The organism is Microbulbifer regidiadema (SeqCode), assembly GCF_052466995.1.
Genome location: NZ_CP174297.1, coordinates 2,481,064 through 2,505,650, shown reverse-complemented (window position 1 = coordinate 2,505,650; position 24,587 = coordinate 2,481,064). Strand labels below are relative to the sequence as shown.

Annotated in this window: 32 protein-coding genes and 1 tRNA gene; 13 read left to right on the top strand and 20 right to left on the bottom strand. The window is 51.3% G+C overall.

Translation table 11 applies throughout. From position 1 onward, the window contains the following. Positions 1-33: 33 nt before the first annotated feature. The 3 genes from ACJJIK_RS10915 to ACJJIK_RS10905 are packed head-to-tail and all read right to left on the bottom strand — an operon-like array spanning position 34 to position 4,029. On the bottom strand, positions 34-963 hold the full coding sequence (locus ACJJIK_RS10915) for a hypothetical protein (protein WP_444942752.1): 930 nt from the start codon (positions 961-963) through the stop codon (positions 34-36). Further along, on the bottom strand, positions 956-3,472 hold the full coding sequence (locus tag ACJJIK_RS10910; protein ID WP_444942751.1) for a TcfC E-set like domain-containing protein: 2,517 nt from the start codon (positions 3,470-3,472) through the stop codon (positions 956-958). The genes ACJJIK_RS10915 and ACJJIK_RS10910 overlap by 8 nt, the downstream gene beginning before the upstream one ends. A gap of 35 nt (positions 3,473-3,507) precedes the next feature. Next, positions 3,508-4,029: a hypothetical protein gene (locus tag ACJJIK_RS10905; RefSeq protein ID WP_444932197.1), complete on the bottom strand. Its 522-nt coding sequence runs from the start codon at positions 4,027-4,029 to the stop codon at positions 3,508-3,510. Between the two features lie 400 nt (positions 4,030-4,429). On the opposite strand from ACJJIK_RS10905, the gene ACJJIK_RS10900 reads away from it, so the two are divergent. Beyond that, the gene (locus ACJJIK_RS10900; protein ID WP_444932196.1) at positions 4,430-5,110 is read left to right on the top strand and encodes a fimbrial biogenesis chaperone; all 681 of its coding nucleotides are present in this window, start codon (positions 4,430-4,432) and stop codon (positions 5,108-5,110) included. A 56-nt stretch (positions 5,111-5,166) separates the two neighbouring features. On the opposite strand, the gene ACJJIK_RS10895 is transcribed toward ACJJIK_RS10900, so the two are convergent. From ACJJIK_RS10895 to ACJJIK_RS10885, 3 genes are read right to left on the bottom strand one after another with little or no spacing between them, the layout of a single operon-like run. Beyond that, positions 5,167-6,120, bottom strand: coding sequence for a hypothetical protein (locus ACJJIK_RS10895; RefSeq protein WP_444932195.1), 954 nt, complete (start codon positions 6,118-6,120; stop codon positions 5,167-5,169). Next, positions 6,107-8,632, bottom strand: a complete 2,526-nt coding sequence (locus ACJJIK_RS10890; RefSeq protein ID WP_444942750.1) for a TcfC E-set like domain-containing protein — start codon at positions 8,630-8,632, stop codon at positions 6,107-6,109. Before ACJJIK_RS10890 ends, ACJJIK_RS10895 begins: the two co-directional genes overlap by 14 nt. A gap of 38 nt (positions 8,633-8,670) precedes the next feature. After that, entirely contained in the window at positions 8,671-9,207 is a 537-nt protein-coding gene (locus ACJJIK_RS10885; protein WP_444942749.1) for a hypothetical protein, read from the bottom strand. Positions 9,208-9,484: 277 nt separating this feature from the next. Here ACJJIK_RS10885 and gltX point away from each other — a divergent pair, with 277 nt between their 5' ends. The 4 genes from gltX to ACJJIK_RS10865 all read left to right on the top strand — a co-directional run bounded on the left by gltX (position 9,485) and on the right by ACJJIK_RS10865 (position 12,941). Continuing rightward, positions 9,485-10,960: a glutamate--tRNA ligase gene (gene gltX, locus ACJJIK_RS10880; RefSeq protein WP_444932192.1), complete on the top strand. Its 1,476-nt coding sequence runs from the start codon at positions 9,485-9,487 to the stop codon at positions 10,958-10,960. Between the two features lie 163 nt (positions 10,961-11,123). Further along, positions 11,124-11,199: transfer RNA gene (locus ACJJIK_RS10875), tRNA-Ala, on the top strand. A 453-nt stretch (positions 11,200-11,652) separates the two neighbouring features. Next, the gene (locus ACJJIK_RS10870) at positions 11,653-12,516 is read left to right on the top strand and encodes a DUF6731 family protein (RefSeq protein ID WP_444942748.1); all 864 of its coding nucleotides are present in this window, start codon (positions 11,653-11,655) and stop codon (positions 12,514-12,516) included. Beyond that, on the top strand, positions 12,513-12,941 hold the full coding sequence (locus tag ACJJIK_RS10865) for a hypothetical protein (RefSeq protein ID WP_444942747.1): 429 nt from the start codon (positions 12,513-12,515) through the stop codon (positions 12,939-12,941). Before ACJJIK_RS10870 ends, ACJJIK_RS10865 begins: the two co-directional genes overlap by 4 nt. A 44-nt stretch (positions 12,942-12,985) precedes the next feature. Here the strand turns inward: ACJJIK_RS10865 and ACJJIK_RS10860 are convergent, their stop codons facing one another. From ACJJIK_RS10860 to ACJJIK_RS10800, 13 genes are all read right to left on the bottom strand, one after another. Next, positions 12,986-14,188, bottom strand: coding sequence for a tyrosine-type recombinase/integrase (locus ACJJIK_RS10860; RefSeq protein ID WP_444942746.1), 1,203 nt, complete (start codon positions 14,186-14,188; stop codon positions 12,986-12,988). A 30-nt stretch (positions 14,189-14,218) separates the two neighbouring features. Then, entirely contained in the window at positions 14,219-14,464 is a 246-nt protein-coding gene (locus tag ACJJIK_RS10855; protein ID WP_444919080.1) for a hypothetical protein, read from the bottom strand. Further along, the gene (locus tag ACJJIK_RS10850; RefSeq protein WP_444942745.1) at positions 14,457-15,389 is read right to left on the bottom strand and encodes a hypothetical protein; all 933 of its coding nucleotides are present in this window, start codon (positions 15,387-15,389) and stop codon (positions 14,457-14,459) included. The genes ACJJIK_RS10855 and ACJJIK_RS10850 overlap by 8 nt, the downstream gene beginning before the upstream one ends. Next, positions 15,386-16,153 carry a hypothetical protein gene (locus ACJJIK_RS10845; protein ID WP_444942744.1) on the bottom strand — a complete coding sequence of 256 codons (768 nt, stop codon included), beginning with the start codon at positions 16,151-16,153 and terminating at the stop codon, positions 15,386-15,388. The genes ACJJIK_RS10850 and ACJJIK_RS10845 overlap by 4 nt, the downstream gene beginning before the upstream one ends. A 12-nt stretch (positions 16,154-16,165) precedes the next feature. Further along, entirely contained in the window at positions 16,166-16,648 is a 483-nt protein-coding gene (locus ACJJIK_RS10840; RefSeq protein WP_444942743.1) for a hypothetical protein, read from the bottom strand. Next, positions 16,645-17,091, bottom strand: coding sequence for a hypothetical protein (locus ACJJIK_RS10835; RefSeq protein ID WP_444942742.1), 447 nt, complete (start codon positions 17,089-17,091; stop codon positions 16,645-16,647). Before ACJJIK_RS10835 ends, ACJJIK_RS10840 begins: the two co-directional genes overlap by 4 nt. 73 nt (positions 17,092-17,164) lie before the next feature. Further along, a complete protein-coding gene (locus ACJJIK_RS10830) occupies positions 17,165-17,419 on the bottom strand; it encodes a hypothetical protein (protein ID WP_444942741.1) in 255 nt (84 codons plus the stop codon). Positions 17,420-17,510: 91 nt separating this feature from the next. After that, positions 17,511-17,798 (bottom strand): phage antirepressor KilAC domain-containing protein, encoded by a 288-nt coding sequence (locus tag ACJJIK_RS10825; protein WP_444942740.1) that lies wholly within the window; start codon positions 17,796-17,798, stop codon positions 17,511-17,513. After that, entirely contained in the window at positions 17,795-17,953 is a 159-nt protein-coding gene (locus ACJJIK_RS10820; RefSeq protein ID WP_444942739.1) for a hypothetical protein, read from the bottom strand. The genes ACJJIK_RS10825 and ACJJIK_RS10820 overlap by 4 nt, the downstream gene beginning before the upstream one ends. Next, a complete protein-coding gene (locus tag ACJJIK_RS10815; RefSeq protein ID WP_444942738.1) occupies positions 17,953-18,261 on the bottom strand; it encodes a DUF6378 domain-containing protein in 309 nt (102 codons plus the stop codon). Before ACJJIK_RS10815 ends, ACJJIK_RS10820 begins: the two co-directional genes overlap by 1 nt. Next, entirely contained in the window at positions 18,258-18,584 is a 327-nt protein-coding gene (locus tag ACJJIK_RS10810) for a hypothetical protein (protein ID WP_444942737.1), read from the bottom strand. The genes ACJJIK_RS10815 and ACJJIK_RS10810 overlap by 4 nt, the downstream gene beginning before the upstream one ends. Next, on the bottom strand, positions 18,581-18,760 hold the full coding sequence (locus tag ACJJIK_RS10805) for a hypothetical protein (protein ID WP_444942736.1): 180 nt from the start codon (positions 18,758-18,760) through the stop codon (positions 18,581-18,583). Before ACJJIK_RS10805 ends, ACJJIK_RS10810 begins: the two co-directional genes overlap by 4 nt. Beyond that, positions 18,757-19,098, bottom strand: coding sequence for a response regulator transcription factor (locus ACJJIK_RS10800; protein ID WP_444942735.1), 342 nt, complete (start codon positions 19,096-19,098; stop codon positions 18,757-18,759). The genes ACJJIK_RS10805 and ACJJIK_RS10800 overlap by 4 nt, the downstream gene beginning before the upstream one ends. 240 nt (positions 19,099-19,338) lie before the next feature. Here ACJJIK_RS10800 and ACJJIK_RS10795 point away from each other — a divergent pair, with 240 nt between their 5' ends. Further along, the gene (locus ACJJIK_RS10795) at positions 19,339-19,734 is read left to right on the top strand and encodes an HIRAN domain-containing protein (RefSeq protein ID WP_444933636.1); all 396 of its coding nucleotides are present in this window, start codon (positions 19,339-19,341) and stop codon (positions 19,732-19,734) included. Positions 19,735-19,799: 65 nt separating this feature from the next. On the opposite strand, the gene ACJJIK_RS10790 is transcribed toward ACJJIK_RS10795, so the two are convergent. Further along, positions 19,800-20,666 carry a helix-turn-helix domain-containing protein gene (locus ACJJIK_RS10790; protein WP_444942734.1) on the bottom strand — a complete coding sequence of 289 codons (867 nt, stop codon included), beginning with the start codon at positions 20,664-20,666 and terminating at the stop codon, positions 19,800-19,802. A 111-nt stretch (positions 20,667-20,777) separates the two neighbouring features. On the opposite strand from ACJJIK_RS10790, the gene ACJJIK_RS10785 reads away from it, so the two are divergent. The 7 genes from ACJJIK_RS10785 (at position 20,778) to ACJJIK_RS10755 (ending at position 24,583) form a co-directional block, all read left to right on the top strand. Then, positions 20,778-21,047: a transcriptional regulator gene (locus tag ACJJIK_RS10785; RefSeq protein ID WP_444942733.1), complete on the top strand. Its 270-nt coding sequence runs from the start codon at positions 20,778-20,780 to the stop codon at positions 21,045-21,047. A 138-nt stretch (positions 21,048-21,185) separates the two neighbouring features. Beyond that, positions 21,186-21,482 (top strand): hypothetical protein, encoded by a 297-nt coding sequence (locus ACJJIK_RS10780; protein ID WP_444942732.1) that lies wholly within the window; start codon positions 21,186-21,188, stop codon positions 21,480-21,482. Positions 21,483-21,709: 227 nt separating this feature from the next. After that, positions 21,710-22,513 (top strand): hypothetical protein, encoded by an 804-nt coding sequence (locus tag ACJJIK_RS10775; RefSeq protein WP_444942731.1) that lies wholly within the window; start codon positions 21,710-21,712, stop codon positions 22,511-22,513. A 25-nt stretch (positions 22,514-22,538) separates the two neighbouring features. Continuing rightward, positions 22,539-22,784, top strand: coding sequence for a hypothetical protein (locus ACJJIK_RS10770; protein WP_444942730.1), 246 nt, complete (start codon positions 22,539-22,541; stop codon positions 22,782-22,784). 53 nt (positions 22,785-22,837) lie between these two features. Further along, entirely contained in the window at positions 22,838-23,503 is a 666-nt protein-coding gene (locus ACJJIK_RS10765; protein ID WP_444942729.1) for a hypothetical protein, read from the top strand. A 157-nt stretch (positions 23,504-23,660) separates the two neighbouring features. After that, a complete protein-coding gene (locus tag ACJJIK_RS10760; protein ID WP_444942728.1) occupies positions 23,661-24,089 on the top strand; it encodes a glycoside hydrolase family protein in 429 nt (142 codons plus the stop codon). Further along, positions 24,089-24,583 carry a hypothetical protein gene (locus tag ACJJIK_RS10755; RefSeq protein WP_444942727.1) on the top strand — a complete coding sequence of 165 codons (495 nt, stop codon included), beginning with the start codon at positions 24,089-24,091 and terminating at the stop codon, positions 24,581-24,583. Before ACJJIK_RS10760 ends, ACJJIK_RS10755 begins: the two co-directional genes overlap by 1 nt. The last annotated feature ends 4 nt before the right edge of the window (positions 24,584-24,587 follow it).

The window sequence follows — 24,587 nt, the reverse complement described above, 5'->3', positions numbered from 1 at the left end:
TGCCTTGCGATAATTGATTACTTGATCGTCGGGTTATTGTGCCGCAACGGTAATCGTCAAAATATCGGTATATTTTGCCTCGCTCGCCGTTCGCCACTCACTGGAAGGCACATTGATGGTGAGGCGCGCGTTATCACTGCCACACTCGGGAGGGGAGGTTAGCTCAAAGTTGGTTGAAATTTTCCCTGAGGTATCTGGAGAACTGCCAGAATAACTTAAAAGATTATCGCTAAATACCACTGAGTAAGCGAGGCTGTCTTCGCTGCCTTTTAAGCGAAAGTCACCACTGCCGCCATTGCTGCTGGATAGACTTATTTGATATTGGCTAAATCCTTTCCCGCCGATACAGAAATCTTCACTGGCAGATAGCGCCTGCTCAGCGGTAGTTCCATCTTTAATAAGCGCTATATCGCCGAGATTTTGGATGGTGATTTCCGGCTCGACCGAGAGAACAATCGAAAATTCAGTGGTGTAAGAAATCCCTGGGCTGGTGCTGGGTTGAATAACGGTTAAACTAAAATTCCCGGTATAGAGACTGGAACTAAAGACCCGATTTGCATCCAGCTCAATAATAAGGTCTGCATCGGTAACATTTCTGGAGCGACTAAATTCGCCAAGGTACTGGTCTGGCTGCAAGCGGTGAATTTCTTCCCCTATTTTAAGCGAGACCTTTATCTCGATCCTCTCGCCCTCACTGGACTGGAGCTGGAAACTCCCCCCTGCATCCGTAGCGAGTCTCACACCAAATGGGCGCGGGCTGCCGCCATAAGTACTTTGAATGGAGAAAGGGATGTTTTGGCTGCTGGCTACAGGGGCAATTGTGTGGCTGCCCTGGAGGTCACAGACATCAATGGCATTCAGATTGATCAAGCAGGCCGCTTTGCTCGCGGCTGAGCATAAACTGAAGACTAGCGCGATCAGTACCAGGGACAAAGTCTGACCGTGATTGAGAGATTTAAGCATCGAGTTCCCCGCTAGATACACGGGTTTGGCAGTGGGCTTGCTCTTGCTCAATAGTGCCGAGATTGAGCCAATCTTCGCTGGAGGGTTTGAGAGCTAATGTCATTAAGCAGTTACCCCATTTGATCTCCAGGTTGCTTTGCGAATTTCGCTCCAGACTGATATCCAGCTGAAAAATGCCATATTCATCCGTTTTGGTTTTGTTGCCAGCAACAGAGAGTGGTGTGTCTTTGATACCGTGGCCATTGTGGATAAGTCTCCCGGTGGTAACGATAACCGGGGTGATGGCGTAATCTGCGATAACAACATTGCCCGGATACAGCGTGTATTGCTGATTCTTCTCGCGAAAATCGTAGAAGCCGGCTCCTAGGGGCTTTAGCGCAATATCGTAGGTGTTGAAAGCGGGCAGGTTGATCAGTGAACTTTCACCGCCGATAGCGTATCCCTGCCGATTACCATTGACCAGAACTGCAAATTTTTCCTCTTCACTGCCTTCGATATCTATAATCACAGCGCTATTGCGCGAGATTTCCCCGCCCCATGAAAATTGATTCTGTGTAAATACAAAGCTGGAGCCAAAGCTGGCGAGATAGTTGAGAGAATTACCCGTCTCTCGATCGCTATAGCTTACCGCGCTATTGAGCTGCCCACTGCTTGCAGAGAAGCGGGTACGACTTTCAAGGTATTGCTCATCAGTACTGGATTCGGCACTGAACTGCTGCTCAAATACCGGTGCCCAGAGGTCCAAGTCATTCCACTTGGTTTGTAGCGCTAGTTGGTGGTTGCGACTGTTCGTTGCGCTGTAGTCGCTGCGCAATGAGGCGTTGCTCTGCCAGCGGTGGTTGCGCAGGTAAAAGCGAAAGCCGAGGCTGGTAAAGCCGACACCGTCAGCCTCACTATGACTGAGGGTGGCGTTGCCCAGCCAGCGCCCGCTGGAAAGAAAAGTGCGCTGATACTCTATGGTTGTAAGGTTGTTGGCGCTCCAGTAGTCATACTCTTCCGCAACCTCACTGTCGCTATCGAGGCTGCTCCAGCGCTTATTGCTGTGTCGTACAGAAAACTGTCCGCCGAGTAACTGGGTTTGTAAATTGATCGTGCGCTGTTGAAATCCCGATCGCAGAAGCTGTAACTCGTCGGTAGTGTCGGCGTCAGATAGCGCATCATCCATATGTGCCAGGGAGGCACTAATCGTAAAGCGCTTGGCTTTTATAAGCGCCTGCCAGCGATAGCCCCGGCGCCCATCGGAGGAGGCGATATAGCTAGGAGTGAATTCCCAATAGCGGCCTACCCAGCGCCCAGCCAGCTCAGTGACCTGTTGATTATTGCTTAACGCAATAGAAGACGTTATGCCAAGGTTTGGGGATATTCTGCGGGTGACACTGCCCTGCGCCATGGGCTCAGAATAGTACTCTGGTATACTGCTATCACTGTAGAGCTCTACAGGCATACCGATTTGCATATCCCACTGCCATTCCTCTGGGGCCGTTAACTGGGAGTCTTTTACAAAGAACTCCACCGATCGGGAAATTTGCCGACCACTTTGGTCTAGTGTCCGTATTTCGATTTCGTAGGCACCGGACGGCAATGTCGTCGTGTTAACGAGTTTATTGCCCGCTTCCATTAATTCGCTGTGCAGTAACCTGCCGGCACGGTAGATTTCAACTCTGCCGCGCAGAGGCATATTGACTTCAACTGGAGAGGCCTGCTGGTAGTCGATATCTGTGCGGGTGCGCTGTGAGCTGCGGTATTCAAAACCGTAGAAACTATTTTGTGGCCGAAAGTAGCTAAAGCCGGTCTGCGGCTGTATAAGACCGGCAGAGACGGCTCTCCCGCGAAAATCCCTGCTCCAGTATAGGGATGAGAGTTTATTGTCGCTGTTATTGGTTAAGTACCAACTTGAATAAATACCATTTTCCCCTGCACTGACTATCGTATTTCCACTTAAAGCCGCGTTATAGCCATTAAGCGCATCACTGTTTTGGCTGCCGGAAAGGGTTCCACTGAAGTTTTGTACAACCGAGAAGCGACTGCTGGATTGGGGCAGGAATTTTTCTACAGATGCCGCTTCAACAGAAAGTAAATCTGGGGAAAAGAATACATCTACCCGGTAATTCTCTTCATCGTAAATAACAGAGATATCTTTGGGGGTTAGAAATCCACAGCCTTCCTCTGAGTTCATACGGCAAATGGAACCTGCATGCCGCACAAAGGGACGCTTTATTCGCTCTGTTACCAGGGCGTCATCCTTTGTGGCCGGTAAAATAGCGAGCACTTCCTCTAAATTGGCAAACTGGATAGTGTTGATATCAGCGTTAATGGTTACGGCACCTATACGGCGGCTGCCATAATACAGGTCTACCAGTACCGCATGGGGTGCGGCGATATCAGCAAACCCGGCGGGTTCTGCGGTTTCAAGAAAAAGGGCGGCAGCACTGGCCTTGGTTTGCGTAATTAACAGGCAGAGAATAAGTGCCAAGGCTGGCGAGGTGGTTGTGCGGGATAACTTTGTCATAGGAAGTGTGGCCGGGAAGCCCGGCCACTATTGAATTACTCGCTGGCAACGGTAATAAGCAGGGTGTCGGTATAGTGGGTGCCGTTGGTTACGGCTTGGTTTTCCCAATCCACATTCGCGATATTGATTTCAAAGCGCGCGTTGTCGTGGTTGTCAGCACAGGTAATAGCGTTGCGGGTATTGCCTGTCAGAGGGGTACCCTCTTCAGCGCCGGTAAAGCTACCCAGCAGGCTGTTATCGAAACCTACGCTGTAAGGTACTTCAACACCCTGGCCATCGTGCAAGGTGAATTTATCGTCGTTGTTACCGTCGTTACTTTCAAAAGTGACACTGTAGGTAGAAAAACCCATGCCGGCGACACAGAAGTTTTCGATACCGCGAAGATCCGCACCCAGTTCTTGATTTTTGATAGCCACATCTTCAACGGATTCAATCTCGATTACAGGCGTGAACTCCAGGCTGATTTTGCTGCTGGCGCTGTCAGTGGCAGCAAAAGAAGTCGCGGATGCTGAAATAATTGCAGCAGAGAGAACCGCTTTGCACAAAACGTTTTTCATTATTTGGTCTCCAATATTGATAGTGACTACGGAGTGCGGAATTGTTTTTTAGGATTGTTGGTCAGTTCCGTAGTGGTGTGGATATTACAAGACGATTTATTTTTTTCACGATGTTTTTTTGCGTATTTGTGCTATTGGCATCTAATGCTAAGCAACTTTTATCTTTCTGACCAAAATATATTTTTTATCTTTTTTATTGTTGGCTTTTGATCCCATTGGTTGCTTTTGTATTAAATATATTGCTTATGCTTATATTTTGGCTGTGAATGTTTTTATATGTTTGGTCTCGTTGTTTGCCTGTGCTTTGTCTTGTGGTGACGGGCAGCTTAATCGTAAGAAAATTTTAGTTAAGCTATTTCTATCGCCCCTGTGGCATGCGTTTTCGAATTGAGATTTTGTAATGAAAAGACTGCTTCTAGGCTTGTTATTTCTCGTGGAGCCGGCATTTGCAGCGATGAGCCTGGATAAAGTTATTGTCTATCTTGATGATAAGCCCAGCTCGCGAGACGATATTGTGGTCGTGAACCCGGATCAACAGAATCTCTATCTCAAGACTGAAGTTTTCCGGGTTGACAACCCGGGTAGAGTGAATGAAAGCCGGGTTCGGGTTCTCAACCCGGATGAGTTCAAGCTTTTGGTCAGCCCAGCAAAAGCCGTGCTTGCGCCGGGGGAAAAGCGTCGTTTCCGTTTGGTTGCCCTGGATAGGGATCTCAAGCAGGAACAAGTTTACCGGGTGACCTTTAAGCCTGTTGTCGGTGAGGTCAAGTCAGACCAGACTGCGTTAAAGATTCTAATTGCCTATCAAGCGCTGGTATTTGTACAGCCGCTCGATGGGCACTACCAGGTAGAACTTATCGAGAAAGAAGGGGTTCACCAGCTGATAAATAGCGGCAATATCAATGTAGAGCTGGTCGAGGTTCAATACTGCCCCACTGAGGGGGAGTGCCAGGCGTTATCACAGGTGGGGCGTCTGTATGCCGGCACCAGTATAAAACTCCCCAAGCGCTACCCCGGGGGCGAACTTAAAGTCTTACTGCGCGGTCAGCAGAGTGAGAGAATACGCCTGCCTATTGACGGCTGATATGGGTATGACTGTCCGCGCGGTGCTATAAAGGCCGTTTATTACGCTTGCCAAAATTATTGGCTGCTGACGGTCACTGTCAGTATATCGGTATAAAAAGGCTCCCCGGCATTCTCCCAGTCAGAGGGGGCAATAGAAATATAAATCCGGGCGTTATCAGAAAGGCAGCTTTCATCTGCGCCCCGACTGAAACTGGCGGGGATATCCCCTAGGCTGTCCGGTGATAGGCCCGACGTCGCGGCCAGGTTGTCAGAGAAGGCAACACTGTAGGGGATTTGCTCGCTGTTTCCCCCCAGGGTATAGGCACTGCTGCCAGCGCCGCCGGTACTGCCATTGGCACTGGATAGGTTGACGGTATAGCCACTAAATCCGATACCGCCAATGCAAAAATCTTCACGGCCCTCAATAGCCTGGCCAAACACTATGCCGCTGTTGCTGAGGTCAATATCGCCGAGGTTGCGGATTGCGATACTGGGCTCCACTTCCAGTACGATATCAAATTGAACCGTTTCGCTGCTGGCGCCCCAGACAAGAAAATAATTATTCAGTGTCATCTCAAAGCTGGCGGAGTAGCGGCTGGAGGAGGGGACCTGGCTGCTGTCGAGCTCGATGATTAAATAGGTATCGGCGTCGTCACTGGTTCCGGCAAAGGTGGTGGACTGAGTGGCTGGGCTGAGTGTTGCGGTACTGCCATTGTTTGCCTGGAAGGCAATATCAATAGCCAGCTGCTCGCCACTGTCTGCAAAAAGAGAAAAAGTAGAACCGGCGAGCGGTGTCACTTCTACATCGTAGCGCAGGCTCCAGCTGCCAAGGCGGCTGCGGGTAGTAAACTGAATTTCTTTCGGCTCTGATTCATAATCTAACGTGTGGGAGGCCTCCAGGCCGCAAACCCGCAAATCGTCATTGCTTGAGCAGTTAACCTGGGCCTGTAACGGCATATTAGTCAGAAGGAGCAGCAGCCCGGCGCCGAGGCCAAAACCGTTGCAGGGGAAATTCTTAATGCTGGACACTGGTTACCTCCGCGCCCTGTTCGACTTGGCAGTTTGCCTCGGACTCTTCTATGGTGCCCAGGTTGAGCCAGCTATCGCCAGAGGACGAGATTTTGGCGGAAGCGGTGCAATTGCCCCAACGGACTTGGGTATGCGCGAAAGCACTTTGCTCACTGCGAAATTCCAACTGGAAAACACCGTAGCGATCGGTTTTGACCGATTGCCCTGCGATCGTAATTTCTGTATCTGCCAGCCCCTGGCCAAAGCTGGTCAGCCGCCCCAGCAGCAGAATTTGCGGCAATATCTGGTAACTGGCGGAGCCCACATTGCCGGGATACAAGGTGATGGTTTCCGAGGTTTCGCGGTAATCGAAAAAGCCCTGCTCCAGCGGTCTTAGGGACAGGTCGTAACTGTGGAAGGCCGGCAGATTAATCACCGATGCGCTGCCGCCCTTGGCGTAACCTCGGCGGCCGCCATTCACCAAAACCTCGAAGTCTTTCCCCTCACTGCCTTCGATATCCACAATTACGGCGCTCTGTAAGCTCTGCTCGCCGCCCCAGGCGAAGGTATTTGGGGTCGCAATCAAGTTGCTGCTGAAACCACCGAGATAGTTGAGCGCACGCCCCTCGCCACTATCGTAAAGCCCCACCGCTGCATTGACATACCCGTAATGCCCGGCCAGGTGTGTGCGGCTTTCCAGGTAGTGGGCTTCTGAGGATTTCTCTATAGACAGTTGCTGTTCAAATTCTGCGGCCCACAGATCGCGGTCGTACCAGTGGCTTTGCAGGGCAAATCGCTCGCCGCCATCGCTAGCGTTTTGCTCACCGCTATCGCTGTAGAGGTGGGCGGTGTGCTGCCAGTGTTTGGAGCGCATGCGGAATTGAATTTCCAGGCGAGTGTATTGCTCGCCATCGGCATCGCTGTGGGATAGCGTAGCGCTGCCGAGCCAGTGCGCACTCTTAAAAATAGGGTGTTGGAACTCCAGGGTTTTTAACCGCTGGGCCCCGTTCAGGGAGCTGCTGCTGTCAATAGCGCCGGGAATCAGGCTCTGGAGTTGGTCCCGCTCGCTGAATCTCAGCGACAGCTGCCCGCCCAACACCGTGGTGCGCAAACTCAAACTGGTTTGTGCATAGCTGCCAGGTAGCAATGAATAGGTATCACCGTTGAAGGGGCTTGTGTCGGCATCCAGCTGGGTTTTAATCCCGCTGAGGGTGGCGTAGGGCATTTTTAGCAGTGCCTGTAATCGGTAGCCGCTGCGCCCATCATCGGAGGTCACCAAGCTTGGGGATATCTCCAGGTGCTCTCCAATCCAGCGCCCTCCCACTTCAAACCACTGTTGCTTTTCGGCGGCGGTAGCGGCAGCAAAAAGGCCGAGTCCCGTGCTTAAGCGGCGTGCGACAGAGGCGCTCACAATCCCTTCGCGATAGTACTCCGGTAGTGCGCTATCGCTAAAGTTGTGGGTGGGTAGACCCGCCTGGAAGCTCCAGAACCACTCTCCGGGGGCGGGTAGTAACGAATCCTTGGCAAAGAACTCGATATGCCGGCTCAGTATCCGCCCCGCCTCATCGTAAGTGCGCACCTCGATATCGTAGGCGCCGTGGGGCAGGGTGGAGGTGTTTAACAGGCGGTTACCGGCCTCCAGCAGTTCGGTGTGGACAAGTCGCTCGTCCCGGTATATTTCAACCCTGCCGCGCACAGGCATATTAATTTCAACCGGCGCGCCCTGTTGGTGGCGGATATCGGTGCGCGTGCGCTGGGAGGTGTGCAGTTCCAGCCCGTAAAAGGCTTCCTGTGGGCGGAAATAGCCAAAGCCGCCCTGGGGCTGCAAGAGTCCAACTGAGTAGGCGCGCCCGCGAAAATCCCGGCTCCAGTACAGATTGTTGATCTGGCTGCGCTGCTCTGTGGCTAGTGACCACTGTGAGTGCAGAGCGCTCTCAGCAAAACTGACAATGGTGTTACCGCTTAGTGCGGCGGTATAGCTATCGGGGCCCCAATCACTTTCAACACCGCTCCAGGAGCCGTTCAGGTTTTGCACTACGGAAAACTGGGAACTCGCTTCGGGCAAATAGGGATCATCGATGGCCACCTGCTGCGGCAACAGGGTTTGCGAAAAAAAAAGATCGAGCCGGTAGTGCTGCTCATCGTAAATAACAGCAAACTCAGAGGGCATTAAATAGCCACAGCCAATTTGCCGGTTCGAGCGGCATACATAGCGACTGTTTTTTTCCAGGGGCCGTTTGAGCGCGGTGAGAATTCGCTCTCTATCCTGAATCTCGGGCAGCAGCTGCAATACTGTAGACGGGGAGTTAAAGCGAATAAAACGCGGGTCTACGGTAACTTGCGCAGCGCCGATTTCCCGGCCGCCGTAGTAGAGATCCACTACGAGCTGCTGGGGTTTGGTGAGATCGTCAAACCCTTCAGGAGCAGCGGTTTCCAGTAGGAAAGTGGCTGCGGTCGCGGCAGAGGCATCAATACTGTGGCCCTGCACTAGACACAAGGCCAGTGCAAGGCGCTTCAGGTAACGTCCTGTCATTGTAAATTATAGTTGGCAGGGACGGTTGCCCTTCCCCCTTATTCGGAGGCGACAGTGATCGTCAGGATATCCGAGTAGCTGGTGCCATTTAGCACGCTTGAGGTTTCCCAGTCGCTGTTGGCCACTGTAATTTGGAAGCGGGCATTATCGCTGGAACCGCAGGAGGCAATATTTCGAGATTGGCCCGTCAGCGCATCCCCTGCCACAACCGTGGTAAAAGTGCCTGAGGTGCTGTTATCAAAACCAACGCTGTAGGGGATATGGTTGGTGCCGTCATCGGTCAGGCTAAACTCAGAATCATTATTAGTGTCGTTACTTTCAAAAGTAATGCTGTAGGTGGAGAAGCCCAGACCGCCCACACAGAAGTCTTCAATGCCGACGGCATCAGTACCCAGAGCGGGATCAGCAATGGCGACGTTGTCGACACGGGTGATTTCGATCGAGGGTGTGAAGGACAGAGTGATCTCACTGCTTTCAGAAGCGGTGACACTTTCGGCGATTGAGCCTGCGGAAATGCTGAAAAGCGTGCCCGCTGCAATAGCGGAAAACAGCGTGCGAACTGCGTTTTTTTGCATGGTATTGCCATCCTGAGCGATCAATTTATCGTTCTTGGGAGAGAGCTGCTGGCAGAAACCCCGACAAAATTCCGGGTAATGCGTTAGTCGAGCTATCTCTTGTTTATGGCGGCAATAATACTTTTTTCGTGACATATGTCACGTAATTAAACGGTAAGATACCGGTTGTGGCGCGCAAATGCTCTTGTTGGAGGGAAAACCCCGCCTGTGCCCGGGGCCCGGCCAGCGCTATAATCCTGCGGTTTAACCAGTCCTTCATTTATCAATCAGGTTTATCATGACCGTAAGAACCCGAATAGCACCGTCTCCAACCGGTGATCCCCACGTTGGTACTGCCTACATTGCCCTCTTCAACCAGTGCTTTGCCCGCGCGCAAGGCGGCCAGTTTGTATTGCGCATTGAAGATACCGACCAGCAGCGCAGTACCCCGGAGTCGGAAAAGGCCATTCTCGACAGCCTGCGCTGGCTCGGACTGGACTGGCAGGAAGGGCCGGATGTCGGAGGCCCCCACGGCCCCTACCGCCAGAGTGAGCGCGGCGATATCTATAAAGCGCACTGCGATGAACTGGTACAAAAAGGACACGCCTTCCACTGCTACCGCACTGCCGAAGAGCTGGACCAGTTGCGTGAAGAGCTGCGCGAAGCCGGGCGCACTTCACTGAAGCCCAGTGACTTGGCGCTGCCGGAAGAGGAAGTCGAGAAGCGCCGCGCTGCCGGAGCGCCCTATGTAGTGCGTATGAACGTGCCCGAGACCGGCACCTGTGTGGTGGAAGACCTGCTGCGCGGCACCATCGAGATTGACTGGGCCCAGGTAGATGCGCAAATTCTGCTCAAGTCTGACGGTATGCCCACCTACCACCTGGCGAATGTGGTGGATGATCACCTGATGGAGATCACCCATGTACTGCGCGGTGAGGAGTGGATCAACTCCGCACCCAAGCACCAGCTGCTGTACGAATACTTCGGCTGGGATATGCCGGTGCTCTGCCACCTGCCGCTGCTGCGCAACCCGGACAAGACCAAGCTGTCCAAGCGCAAAAACCCTACCTCTATCCTCTATTACCAGCGCGCCGGTTTTATGTCGGAAGCCCTGCTGAATTACCTGGGGCGCATGGGTTGGTCTATGCCTGACGAGCGCGAGAAGTTCTCCCTGGAAGAAATGCTGGCGCACTTCGATATCCAGCGCGTTTCTCTCGGCGGCCCGGTATTCGATGTGGAGAAGTTGTCCTGGCTGAACGGCCTGTGGATTCGCGAGCTGGAAAACGAGCAGTTGGCCGACCGTCTCACCGAGTGGATGTTTAATCGCGACAATCTGCTCAAGGTTCTTCCCCAGGCGAAAGAGCGCATGGAGACCTTTGGTGACTTTGCCCCGCTGGTCAGTTTCCTCGCCTCCGGCAAGCTGCCCCTGAGCGAAGAGAGCTTCAGCGGCAACAAGCTGCCCCTGGATGACCAGAAGAAGTTGCTCCAGTTTGCCCTGTGGCGCCTGGAAGCCCTGCGCAGCTGGGATAAGGACAGCATCTTCCAAGCGGTGAAGGCCCTGGCCACAGCGATGGAGATCAAGCTGAAAGACTTCAACGCCCCGCTGTTTGTCGCCATCAGTGGCACCACCGCCTCCTTCTCGGTAATGGAAGCTATGGTACTGCTGGGCCCCGATCTCAGCCGCGCGCGCCTGCGTCAGGCAATCGAGGTACTTGGCGGCGCCGGGAAGAAGGTGCTGAAGCGCTGGGAGAAAGAGTACGCCGGACTCGAATAGGTCCGATTCGCGCATAGAGATTCCCCCCGGAAGTGACGACTTCCGGGGGCTGCAGCCAAGGCAGCTAACTAATTGATTAAAAAGTTATTTTTTCTGTTGACAGGCGTCTGAATCTTGCTAAAATGCGCCCCGCTTTCGACGAAAACGTCAAGCAACAAAATTTGGGGCTATAGCTCAGCTGGGAGAGCGCAACACTGGCAGTGTTGAGGTCAGCGGTTCGATCCCGCTTAGCTCCACCAAATTTCCCTTGTACTTCAAGGGGTTGTAGAGGAAGAGAAATCAACTTCTGCAAAGTGTACACAAACTGCACATAAACCCGTACACAAACTTACGGGTGACAAAAAAGGGCCTTTCAGGCCCTTTTTTTTGCTTAGAGTTTTTTCAGTCTTTTCTAGCTTTAAGGGCTTCCCTTCTGCTTCTGCTTCTGCTTCTGCTTCTAGTTCTATCTACTCCTATTTTTGTGCATCTGTTTCTTGTATTAACAGCTCCTGATGGTTTTGCCAAAACACCAAGAGGTTAATGCACTTGTGATGCTTAAAGGTTTTTTCTTTTCATAAGTAACTAGATATCTGGTATTCCTTTTTAGGCAAATGTAATCTTAGGGTTCTATTGAAGAGCATGGCCTTTGTGGCTTCAGGCGTTTCATAAAAATACTAAATATATCAAGCTGCCGGGTTTAAGAAGGACTGTTAATGAAAGTACACGCGTTCAAGGTAGATAGAAGAAGTGACAGTGCTGAGCTGGAGAGTGTACTAACTCAAGTTGAGGGGGAAGGTAATCTTCGCCATCGAATTCGTACTATAAATTCGATGGAGCTGAGAGCTGAGTCTATAGAAAGGAGAGATGGAATTTGGTTAATGGATTTTGTTCGAATTCGCACTTCTGCTGGTCCAGGTCGAGTTAGCAGAGATTCTGAGGTAGAAGGATTTGAATTTGATGTAGAGGGTGGATTTGGAGAAGAAACAGCTGCTCTTTATGACCCTGAAACAGGTTACATATTAACCCAGTACAATCATCATGGTGTAAGAGCAGGTATTATTTCGCAGTATTTGAGCTGCTATGATGAAGCCAGTGTAAATGTTTTTACATTTCGTCCAAAGTTGGATCTTGATGTTGAGCGTCGTCTTGCGAGGCAATCTTTAACGAAAAAATTTGCATTTACCATTGATGCAACAAAAATGACTGCACAAGATCGTGCGCGAGGAGTTTCTTTATCTGAGGCTCTTAATTTTGGTGCGAATATGGGGGCGGACAAACTCAAGATAGAGGTATCTGTTGGAAGTGGGCAAGATAGAAGTTTATCTGATAGAGCGGGCAGCGTTATTACTGATTTGGTAAACATGTTTGGTGAAAATGTAGATGCTGTTAAGAAGCTTGAGGTATCAGGAAAGGAAGACCATGACTCAAGTATAGAAGTTTTAGATCTACTGGGTCATAGGCTTTGCGTACAATTTAATGATTTGAGTACTGGACCTGATCTGAGGCTTCCGCGTGAACAGCGATGGTCTGCACTAGAGCGAGCCAGAAATGGTTGGCAGAGTTTGCTAACAATATGAAGCTAATTTTTGAATATATATACCCCTATTTGCTTGGAGTCATTGGAAGTGCCTTGTGGTATTTGTTTGCATTGAAATTTCCAGCAGATAAGGGGTTGTTATCCTCAACACTTAGTGTTGCTGGTATTTTTGTTGGATTCTTGGCCACGAGTAAAGCTATTCTTATTAGTATGGATTCCCCCATTATTCAGAGGCTAAGAGAATCAGGATATATTAACGAGTTGGTTTCATATATTAGTCAAGCAGTTTGGTTAAATTTATCTTTTTGTGGGGCCGGAGTTATTGGTTTTTTTATTAAAGAGCCTAATAGCTGGTTTGCTGTAGTTTGGATTGGTGTAGGTGTAGCAGCTTTTTTTGCATTTATTAGAGTTACTGATGTTATGTTAAAAATTTTTAGGGAGAGCCACGGTACGAAAAAATTGTGAATCTTGTTTTATCGAAAGGTCCATTTTTTTACTAGGTATATTTCTCAAAACTCTCTCCCAATTGCCTGCTCATCCAAGTAGATACTAATCTCCTCATAATCGATCCCGTGCCCAGCTTGATACGATTGTGTAACCCGCTCATCGGTGTGCGCCATCAATTGCTGAACTGACTTCACGTCATACCCCATTCTCTTAAATCGATCTGAAGCAAGGCTGCGTACTTCATGGAAGCTGGGTGGAGTTTGGTCTTTAGGTATTCCGATATAGAGCCCAGTAGCGTTGCGGACTTCAGTGAACATATCGCTAAGTCGGTCTGGGCTTACCTGGCAAACATGCTCTTTAGTTTTCCCCGTCCGCCGTTGTTTGGGTGTGTGGCTTAGTACATAGGGGCATCGGTAATTTCTTAAGCTGAGTTCTTTGGATCGGGTAATTAGCTTGCTGAGTTGTTGGTGTGTTTTTAAGTTAAAACTTAAATGGCTGGCGGCGAGGCTATCCCGTTGCGCTTCGGATTTATTAATCGTCTTGCGTAGGTGGTCACCTTGCAGGTGTTTCTCAAAGTTTAATTCACAAATATCAGCGCGGCGCATAGTAGTAAGCATACTGATGCCCATAGCAATCTGTAGTGCTTCATAACCAAGTTCGCCAGCCTTTTCATAGATGGTCCAGTAAGATTCCAGGGTCAGGCGTTGGCGCTTTTTAATAGGTTTACCTTTTTCAAGTAAGCGTGGTCGGTCATCAGCGGTGGTGAATGGATTGCTTTCCAGTTTGCACAAACCTTCAGCCATCAAGAAATTAAAGAACTTATTAAATTCTGCGCGGCGGGCATGTTGCTGGTGATAAGTGAGGGATTCCCACCATTTGCGCAGGTCTGCCAGTTTGGCTTTGTGAATGGGGATCACTTCGAAGTCTTCACCAAACCTCTTCAAGGCGTTACAGCGATTGCGCCAGCTAGCCTTGTTGGGTAAGCGTGGGTCATTTTCAATACGCCAATCTATATAGCGTGTTGCGTGGTAGGCGAAGCTCGCTCTGTCTGGGGCTTTTACAGGTTTGCGCTCAAGCTTAATACCGCGCTGTGTGTTGGCCTGCTCAGCCATACGAATAGCGTCTTCAAGCGTTGCTGAGAAAACTTTATCCGTCAGGTCTGGGCGGCGATAGCGCCAATAGTTTTCCCGTCCGCGAGAATCTGGATAAAGGTTATCGGGTAACAGAGTGTCACCCACCATACGGGGCTTTCTAGGTCTGGCCATTTCCTTGCTCGCCTACTGCTTAATCTGTTCTCAGCCTGCCAACAGGTCTAGCCCGCTTCTGGGCTGGCCGTCGTTGGCGGAGGTGTTTTGTGCTGGGGTTTTGCCGGTGTGGTCGCGTATGGCGAACCTATCGGCATCTACATAGGGCTCCCCGGCGATGATCTGGCCGGGGATATGCTCGGCCTCTATCCACTCCAAGATTTTCTCTTTTCCTGGGCGGGAGCCTTTTTCGAACTGCTCTTTGGCCCATGTGACCCCTTTAACCAGCTTACCCATTGGGCAGCCCTCCCTGGCTCGCGAGGAAGTATCCCCGGCCATTTTTATTGAGTGCGCCCGCCTGTTGCAGGGCGTCGAAAACGGGTTTAACGGTTCCGTGTCGAAGGCGCATATCGTTGATGATGTTGCGCATTACGGGCTTGTGGCCGAACTCTCCGGCACTGATGCGCTGGGCGAGCTGCTGCTGCTCTTCGCTTAAGTGGGTGGTGTGTTTCAGCTGTTTCTCCACTGTTTCAGGCTGTTGCAACGGTGTTGTGGCGCGTTTCGCAACTGTTGCAGCGGCGTTAAACGCGAGCAGTGCGACCAGCCCCACGATGTCGGTGATGACTGCCAGCGCCAGAAAGCCGATATGCTGAACCTTTTCCGGGTCTGCGTTGAGGGCGCCCGCCAAGCTGCTGAAGGCGCTGTTTGTGCTGGGTGCCTGTTCGATTGTGGATAGTTTTTCTATCAGCTGCGCGCGTTGAGCTTCCAATGTGGATAACTGAGCGGCGGTATTGAGGGCGCGCTGGCGATAGCCGTTGTTAGCATCGGTGTTGATCAAGCCGTTTAGGGTGTTGATCTGTTGTTGCAGGCTGTTTAGCTGCTGTTGCAGTGCTTGGTATTCCTGGCTGTTGCGGGTGCTGCGCTGTTGCTGTTCCTCGCTGTGGGTGGCGAGGAATCCGACCGTTGCAACAATGCTGATCACTACCAGCAGGGGCCAGAGGCAGAGCAGGGCATAGCCACTGGCCTGGCCCTGGCTGCGCAACCAAAGCCCGAGCGGGGCGAAGCTGAATTTGCACAGCTCCAGGGCTACCGCAGTAGCCCCGGCCACCACCTGCCCGCCGAGGCCTGCGGGCATAGATATCCACAGCTGCACGGTAAACGCGAGGCTGGTGCCGCAGAAGATTAGGGCAGCGATACCGGTGAGGGATTGCCAGAGTTTCACGCGGCAGCCTCCGCCTGCTGTTCTACTCGACGAAACTCAATAACCCATACCCAGGGGTTTTGATTCCAGTTGTCTTCGCCGTAGACTGATCGCCATAACTCACGAAATCTCTTAATGGGCGTATCACATATCACGCAATCCACTTCTTCCCATCCAAAATGGATTCCCATAGCTGAATGAGCTTGATAACCCTCACACACTCTACACGGCCAAATATTTTCCTTTCCTGCTAAATCTGCATATTCTTCATTTGAGTAGCACCCTTCGGCTTTCGCATCCTCTGCGCTGATATCTTGAATACGCTGGATTCGAATAGCCGCAATTTCTAGGGTGATACGGCTGGCCCAGCGGGGCATGTGGATTGAGGGGCTCCATCCGCCGTCGGCTGGGGTCAAGCGGGGATTGTCCGCCATGTAGGAAATTTGTTCTTCTCGCTTGGTAATTCCCTGGCTTATCTCATCGATAAGATATTGATCTAAATAGCCGCCTGGAATATGAAATGTTTCGCGCACCCACAAGCGGTCACCGGTTTGACCATGGGGGCACACGGAGCCAGCAAAGCCTGCCCAACCGCCCTCATTATTTAGTTGCTCCTCTACATTAACCATTGATTCCACTGTGTCGCAGGCCCACCAGTGGCCACCATAAGGTGAGGGCTCGGGTTGAGGTTTCATTAACCGGCGCGTCTGGGTTTTACGGCCATCCAGAATTGCACGCACCATTTCCGTATTGAAGATGATTGGTTTCTCTTTATTCGGTGTCATCACATCGCTCCCTTATTCCTTAGGTGTTTCGGACAGGTTATCCAAAGCTCTCTCGCATGCTTCTTCGGCCGTATCGCCTTGCCCTGTAGCTAGTGAGGAGGCTGCATTGGGTTTTTCTTTCAGCCAAGCCATCCAGTCGGTAGTTCTAGTTCTGGCAATTTCCACATATAGGAAGGGGTAGTGGTTTTCCAGCTCGTCGGCGGCGCTCAAAAACTTAGTGATATTTCCTGAGGGTGGAGAAGGCTCCAGGGTGCTTCCTGAAGCTCTGCGCTCATGGAGCATCATGCAGACATTGGCTACATCTACCCAGCTGCTAGGGGGTGATTTGCGCAGCTGCTTGCGTAGCTCTGCCAGCAAGTCTTGCTCTGAACATACTTCAGGGTCGTACCAACCTGCGCGGCCTTTCAGTTGAGCTCTAATCAGAGTTTCCTTCATTCTGATGGCAAAGCGATTGACGGCTTCGTTGTTGAGTTTTGTCTCTGCTGTCATATTCATGCTGCTCTCCCTTTTTCCTGTTTACGATTAGGCAAAATCTCTGCCTGCCAGCCGTGGTCTGTGTAGTGGTTGGGGTTGGCTTTGTTTTTGATGGTGTCCAGTTCTGGGCGCACTAATTCGGCTAGGTCATTAAGGCGGACGCCGTAGGCTTCGAACTCGGTCGAGTCTTTATAGAAATCGCCTTCAGGGGTTTTGCACTCAACAAATACCGTTATCATCCAGTGGTGTTGCCAGTTCAATATTTCATGCTGGTAATCAGCGCGGGCGATATCGCCCACGGCGCCGCGTTGGCGGCGGTGGGTGATCTTTAAAATAGGATCGCCATCGGTATCCAGGCCGGTACTGCTGCGCGCGGTGAGGATTAAACCGGGTAGCCAGCGGTTTACTCGGCGGGCGTGCAGGGCGCGTTGGCTCATGGGCTTGCGGGTTTTTCTCTTAGCCATTAGATATTTTTCGCTACTATTTTCTACCCACTTAGCCCGCACTGGGCGGGCTTAGAAAGTTATTGGCTGTGGGTCAGGCGGCGTTTGGTTCTGGGTGAGGGCAATCTGAGGGTTTGTCCTCGGTGATTTTTTCATCTTTGATGCGATAAATTTTTGCAGTATCGGTTTTCTTGTCGAAGATCTGGGCCCAGTGTGTGAAGAGTTCATCTTTGGCAATGCGCTCTACCTCTTGGTAGGCTTCTTCTTCGGTGCTGTAGGAGCGCTTGAAATCTTTGACGCCTCCCATTAGCAAGTTATAAGTGCCGGTAAATAGTGCGTATCTTTCCATGGTTTTCTCCAAGCTTTTTTAAAATTGGGCTCCGTACCGGCAGCCCTAATGGTTACAGCTGACTGATGCGCCTGGGGCGCGGGTAAATTTGTTAACTGGCTTTAGGTGTGGTCTGTGTTTCGACGATATCGCGAATCCAGGCCATACCTTTCGGCGTAACTAGTGCGGTGATGTGCTGGACTTTTACCGGCCCTCTAAAAAACTCACTTGTTTTTTGATGAAGCAATTTCTGCTCTAGGGCCCACTTTGTGGGGGAGTTGCGCATGGGGTCGTGGCTGTATAAAAAGCCGTTTTTGCGCATTAGCTTTAGCAAGTTGTTTCTACCCATTCCTAGCATTCGGGCGGCTTGAGTGACGGTGAAAGTTTTTTGATTGTTCACGCTGCCTCCTGATTTTCTTGTTGTGGGGCTTGGCCTTGGATGGCTTCGGAGAGTGTGGCGGTTTGTTCGCGCATGCTCTCAAGTTGAATTTCTTGCAGCTTTACCTTGGCCAGTAGCTCTTCGTATAGCTCTAAGATTCGGCTGAACTCGTTCATCAGGCTGCTCTGGCCTTTGCGGCGGCTTCGCCGGCTAGGCCGAAATAGGCGGCGCCGTCTTCGTAATCGTCCGCTACAAATACACCACTGCTTGCGCGGGACTGTTTGAGCAGGACCATAAACATCCAGCCTTGCTCTTCGGTGAGGGCGGTTCCGTATAGGGCATTAAATGCTGATACAGTTTTGGTCATTGAGCGCTCGCCGACTTCGCTATCGCGTTGCTCTGCGCGGTCGCGCATGTGTTGGGCGCCTTTTTCAAGAAAGGCGGGGGCGCTGTAATCCGGTGGAGAAAATTCGCTTGTGCTCATGCGGCTTGGCCCCCGTTTATTTGAAATTCCAGATGGTCGACTGATTCGATGTAGGCTTTTGCGCGCTTACGGCTATCAGTGAAGGCGTTTTGTATGGCTTGGTCTCGGGTTATTCCCCAGCCTATAGCTAGGCCTGAATGTGGGATCGGGTCGCTGTGAACATTGAGTACAGCGTTGAACTCGATGCCGCCGCCGATGCGGTGGCTAGTTATTGCTCCTATAGGTTTTCCCTGTAGTTCAACGGTTTCCTTAGAGAGTGCGGGAAGATGGGATTTTGCTTCTCCCTCGCTAACGTCCTGAGTAATAAATTCAAGGTTATTCATGCGGCATCACCTCCAAACGGTGGCCAGTTGTTATTGGCTGGCTTTGTAAAGGTTTTGGGTTGCACTAAGCGGATGTGCGCTTTGTGGGCGGCGTTGGCGATATCGATGCGGCGCTTGAGGCGGTCGATATTGTTTTTACTCATCGCCGTGGGGTGTACAAACACGGTGGCGGTCATGCGATTCCCTCCCGGTTATTGCGTATGCGGATAGTTTGTGAGGTAAGACGGCGTCCGAATCGGGTGCGCAACTGTTCTTGTTCTGCGCCAATTCCGCTGACAATCGTGGCGATCAGGACGAATTGAATTAATCCATGTTTTATGGCTTTGGCCACGGCGTCGGTGCTGTTACGGGCGTGCAGTTTGTAGAAGCACTCCGCCAGCAGGTTGCTCACGTTGGTAACGGAGCACTGCATAGCCTGGGCGGTCTCCCGGTTTGAGAGCCCTCGGGCGCGATGGGTTAGCGCTTCCGCTTGGCGTGGTGCCAGGGGTCTGAGGTGGCTTGTGGCGGTGTCCATGTTGGGTGCCCTGTCCGTGGTGTTTTCTGCAAGTATTAGTTAACTCATATTTTCTGTCAATAAAAAAAGATGCAAACTGATTTGCCTCGGATGCATAGCGTGCCGTAGAGGGGGTTTGATATGCTTGGGACGTGATAATCAATGGAAGATAAAAATGAAAAGAATGGGTTGCGATGCGGTAGGGATGGCTTTGGTTGAAGTGGTGCAGCTCATGCCGTCATTTGGTCACAGGGGGCTGGTATGAGTTCGAGACACTTTAAGAGTCCAATTCCCAAGGGATATCGGATTTTCTTCGGGGCGATGAGCGTGGCTGGTGTTGGGTTTCGTAAGTCAGAAGTGGCAAAGGCTTTTGATGAAGCTGAAGTTTCTCTAAAGCTGGAGCCCGACCCGCAGAATGCACATGATCCAAATGCTCTAAAGGTTGTTGCCCTTAAAGAGGGGATATTTAGAACCAGGAAGTTGCATATAGGTTATGTTCCCAAGGAGATTGCCAAGACAATTGCCGAAAAGAATATAGAGCAAGAACTTCTTCTTCGGGCCCAGAGTGTGTGGGTTGGGGATAAGGGTGGTATGGATGTTGTGATTGATATCTTAGGCCCCAAGAGTGAGCACCATAAGCTGAAAGATGCTGAGTAACCTGGGGTTGCTTTTGGAAGTGTCTTTAGGTGAAGAAGGCCCGCCGGTGAGCGGGCTTTTTTGTGTTAGCCAGGGCTGAAAGAGCCCAGAATCACACCGCAAATCGAAACATTCTTGTCGGTGATATCCATTGCAGGATAGCTGGGGTTGATTGGTCGCAGGTAAATTCGGCCCATATCTTCCGCATAGGTTTTGAATGTTGCTTCGCCGTCTAGCTTTGCGATTACGCGGCAGCCGTTGGTGATGGATGCTTCGGGGTCCACGTAGATAATGGTTCCCTCTGGGTAGGACTTATGGCCGGGGTATGGGCTGGTCATGCTATCGCCCTTTACTTGTAGGGCGTAAGTGCGATCAGAGTGTTTAACCGGGCAGGGCATCCAGTTTTCTGCGTCACCTGGCTCGAATATATCAATCGACTCGCAGAACGCACCCGCTTGAACCCAGCTAATCAGCGGCACTTGGCCCTGTATGCGGGGGCCTGGGCTTACATTGCTACCAAAGTTACCAGCTTCTTTTGCTGTTGCGTCGTAGTCCAGTGATCCTAGGGGGAGTTCCAGTCCGGCCTCAATCTTCCTGGCAACTCGGCTGTTGATGGGGCGCTTTTCATTGAAGATGAGGTGGATGTGGCTTTCCAAGTCGGGAAGCTTTTCCTTTAGGCCCTCCACTCCATATTTATCAAGTAGTGGATCTAAATTTTTTCGACGGACCTCCTCTATTGTGGGGTCGCGCATGACGCCTTTGCCGTTGGCCAGCCAGAAGGGGTTTACACCGAGATACTCGGCTATTTGGGTGATGAAGCGAGAGCCATAGGCACTGCCACGCTCCAGGTTTGAGTAAGCTGATTGCGTCATACCTACAGCTTCGGCTGTCTCTTTCTGCGTTTTGCCAGCAGCTGTTCGGGCCTCTTTGAGTCGGTCCTTTAGGTCGGTCACGGGGGGGGGTTCCGTCGAAATTTACTGTGAGCTGTATGTTATAAGTCTATTCATATTAGCCATAATTAGTTTTCTGTTGACCGAATAGAAGTAAACTAATATTCTCCAGCCATGAACAAGCTAAATCAGGTCAAACAGGCCGCCGAGAAACTCATCGAGCACTTCGGGGGGCAGCAGGCTACTGCCAAAGCACTTGGCGTCAGTCAGCCCACAATCAGTAACTTACTGAATGGAAAACATGGTGCGTCAGCTGTATTGGCTCTGCGCGCGGAGCAGGTGGCAGGCGGTGTGGTTCGGGCTGTGGATCTTTGCCCGAAACTGGCTGAGCTGTTTGAGGCTGCTGATCGGCAAGCCATGCCAGAAGTTCGGCAGGCAAGTTAAGGCCGTGCGGGTTCGTTTCAGAAACCAGAATAAGGATCATTTTCAATTCCCCATTTTATTGTCCTGCCATTCTGCGGTTTTTGATGATCGGGATTAATTCATTGCGGTATATGGGGATTTATACAGGGAAGCAAAGTGATGAAGCCGGTTAAAGAATTTCAGGAGATAGCCTGGGTGGAGATGACCCCGGATGTTTACGACGGGCCGAATTGCGATCAGATCAAGCCTCAATGGACGGGTGCCTTTAAGGACGATATGGATAGTGAGAATGGCTTGGGGTCCATTTCGTTTGATGCCAAGCATTTTCCACCGGGAGCAAAGATAGTCGTTTCTGTGCCGTGTTGTCCTGAATGTGGTGCGGAGCCTGAACTTTGCCAGTCTGATGACTCTTGTGATTTTGACTGGGATTTTTGGGCAAGAGATACCTACCAATAATCACACTTAAAGGTTTATTGAACAACCACAGGATGGGCCGGTGCGTTACCTAAGCTGGCCCAATTAGAAGACGGCGGGAAAGACCGCTGACAGCCGGGAAAGACCGGCACTCATTTCTCTGCGCTTTGGGCGTCTCTGTAGGGTGTAGTTCGCCGTGCGCGAATAGTGAAATCAAGGATAGGTAAAAACAATATGACCCATTCATTATTTTTCTGGGGGGCTGCTGCATGATTCGTCGAAGTGCTCGGCCGTCTTCAAATTACTTGGTGGTTTCAAATTCCGTTGTGTGTGATCGCCGTATTTCATTCGCTGCTGGGGGCTTGCTACTGCACTTGCTGTCAAAGCCTGATCATTGGGAGGTCTCCCCCTCGGCACTGGCCAAAGAGGCTCAGGAGGGCAGGGACAAGATCTACAAGCTGCTGGGTGAGTTAATCGATGCTGGTTATTGCAAGCGAATTACTCGGCGTGGTGAGCGTGGGAAAATAGTCGGTACGGACTATGAAATCTCGGATACTCCACGAGATACTGATCCACTTCCTGAAAACCCGGATACGGATTTACCGGATACGGATTTACCGGATACGGATTTACCGGATACGGATTTACCAGATACGGGTTTACCGTATCCGGATTTGCCGACACAAGAAAGTAAAGATACTAAGAAAGTAACCACTCTAGAAAATAACCAGAGAGAGAGCGGTCAGGGGGGTGCCCTTGCTGTCCGTCAGGAATCCGCGCCGCCATCGAAGCGTGGAACCCGCCTTCCCGATGATTGGCAGTTAACCCGAGAATTTTACGATGAGGCGGCCAAGACGCGGCCAGAGGTGATGCACCAGATCTACGACATTGCGGCGAGCTTTGGTGATTACTGGAAATCTCAGTCGGGCAAGCAGGGGGTGCGGCGTGATTGGTTGGCGGTGTGGCGCAATTGGGTGAGGCGGGAAAGGTTTATTCCTCAGCAGCGTGCTGTGCCCCAGCAGCGGACACGGGACAGGCCAATCGGTGAAATGCTGACAGATACTGGCTGGTAAACACAGATTTTCAAGGAGCGATGCTATGACCGTTGTGACTCTGACAGAAGCCCAGGCGCGAATTATGACAACCGCTGCAAGTAGACCCTTGGCGGTGTTTCGCACGGATAACCCGCGCCGAGTGGATTTGGTGTTTGCCCATACGGTGGTTACCCAGAATAAAATTCGACAGGTGCATGAGGATTACCTGGGGACTTTCCACCGGGATAATCTGCATGTGGCGAGAAAGGTTTTTAAGGAAAATGCCGAAAGTTTACGGGCGGCTGCGTGATAGGGTCTTGAGGTGAGCTTGGGGTTTTCGTTTGGTGTCTTGGGGGGCGTGATATGAGATTCGATACTGCGAGACAGGCTTGGCATGATGCGTTCGATGGGTCGGCAGCGGCGTTTGATTATGAGGCTATGGGCGGTAGGAGTGCGGCCACTCTAGGATCGCGCCGGGGCCGGAAGGTGGTGATTCGTGGTGAGGTGCAAGGCAAGGCGGATCAGGTTATTTGTCGAATTGATGCGCCGCGAGTGAGTGGTATGGAGACGGTTGTGGGGAAGGGGAGCGGTAGCCGGGTTATGGATGCCTGCGAGAAGGGATTGATCCAGAGTGTGGTTGCCAGGTTGCGGGATAGTGATCCGTTGGCTTACTGCTGGGGCATGGCTGCCTACGCTCCCCCTGCAAAAAGATTCAAGGAGCGGGCGGCGCTGTTGCAGTACCTAATGTCTGAATTCGATAAGTGGGGCGAGCCGCACCCGAGGGAGAAAGTTAGCCAGCTGGCGCTGTTTTGTATTGGTGCGTGTGCGTTGCGGGATGTGAATGGGCGATCAATCGATCTTGCCCAGGCGCGTAGTATTTTGGGGTGTGATAAGAAGCGGTGGGATAGGGAGTGGAAAAGTTTATGGCAAAGATTACAGCGCCGATTGGATGCACTTCCTGCCCGCGCTCTGGGCCCAGTTGCTGAGGTCGTAGAGGTTTATAAAGAAAAAATGCTGAAGGTGGGTTGACAGTGTTTGTGCCAGGATGGTACTTTTTTTCTAGCTTGCGGTTTTTCCGCTTGCAACAGAAACCCGGCTCCCCCAGCCGGGTTTTTTCGTTTTGAATCACTCATTTTTCATCCTTGTTAATGTTCTTAATGGCGCTCTTTTAGGGCGCCTTTTTTTTATGAAAAAAATAGCTCGATTAATTGCGCTCCATGAGGGATTCCGCGAGAAGCCCTACCGTTGCACGGCGGGGAAACTGACAGTCGCATTTGGCCGCAACTTGGATGATGTGGGGTTGTCGAGAGAAGAGGGGGAGATTTTATTGGCTAATGATATCGAGGTGTCATTGGCTATTTTGCAAGATCGTGTAGATGGCTTTGATTGTCTGTCACAGGTTCGGCAAGCCGTATTGGTTGATATGTGTTTTAACCTGGGTTGGCCTCGCTTGTCTGGTTTTAAGCGATTCCTGGCAGCTGTTGAGGATGGCGATTATTCCGAGGCGGCCAAGGAAATGCTGGATTCTAAGTGGGCTCGCCAAGTAGGCCGGCGTGCCCGGAGGCTGGCAGATATGATGCTGAGTAACGTATGGGCCCGGGAGGTGCAAACGTAATGGGTATTTGGTCTGGAGTTAAATCACTGTTCAGCAGTAACGCTAAACCGGTAGACGATATCCTCGATAGGGATAATGGGTTGCTGGTGCGCGCTGGCGGTTGGATTAATGGTTTGTCCTATACCGAGCAGGAAAGCGTGGAGGATGCAAAGGATATCATTCTGCATGCGCAGGAAGCTCGAAAGCAGATTATCGATACTGTGGTGGCTCATGTTGAGAGCACGGCAAGTGAGAACTCTCAGCGGAGTTTAACCAGGCGCTTTGCGGCCCTGGCCATTATTCGTATCGAGATGTTTTTAGTTATGGCTTCTGTAGTGGTGTGGCCATGGGATTCTGAGTACGCGAAGTTTATTTGGACTGTGGCTGGCTCGACGTTGATGTTTGGTGCGTTCTCGGCGGTGATTGTCTTTTTCTTTGGTTCGTATGGCATTGGTCAGCACATCATGAAACCGTTGGCCGCTCTGAAACGTGCGGCAAAGGGGGTGGCGCAATGAGTCC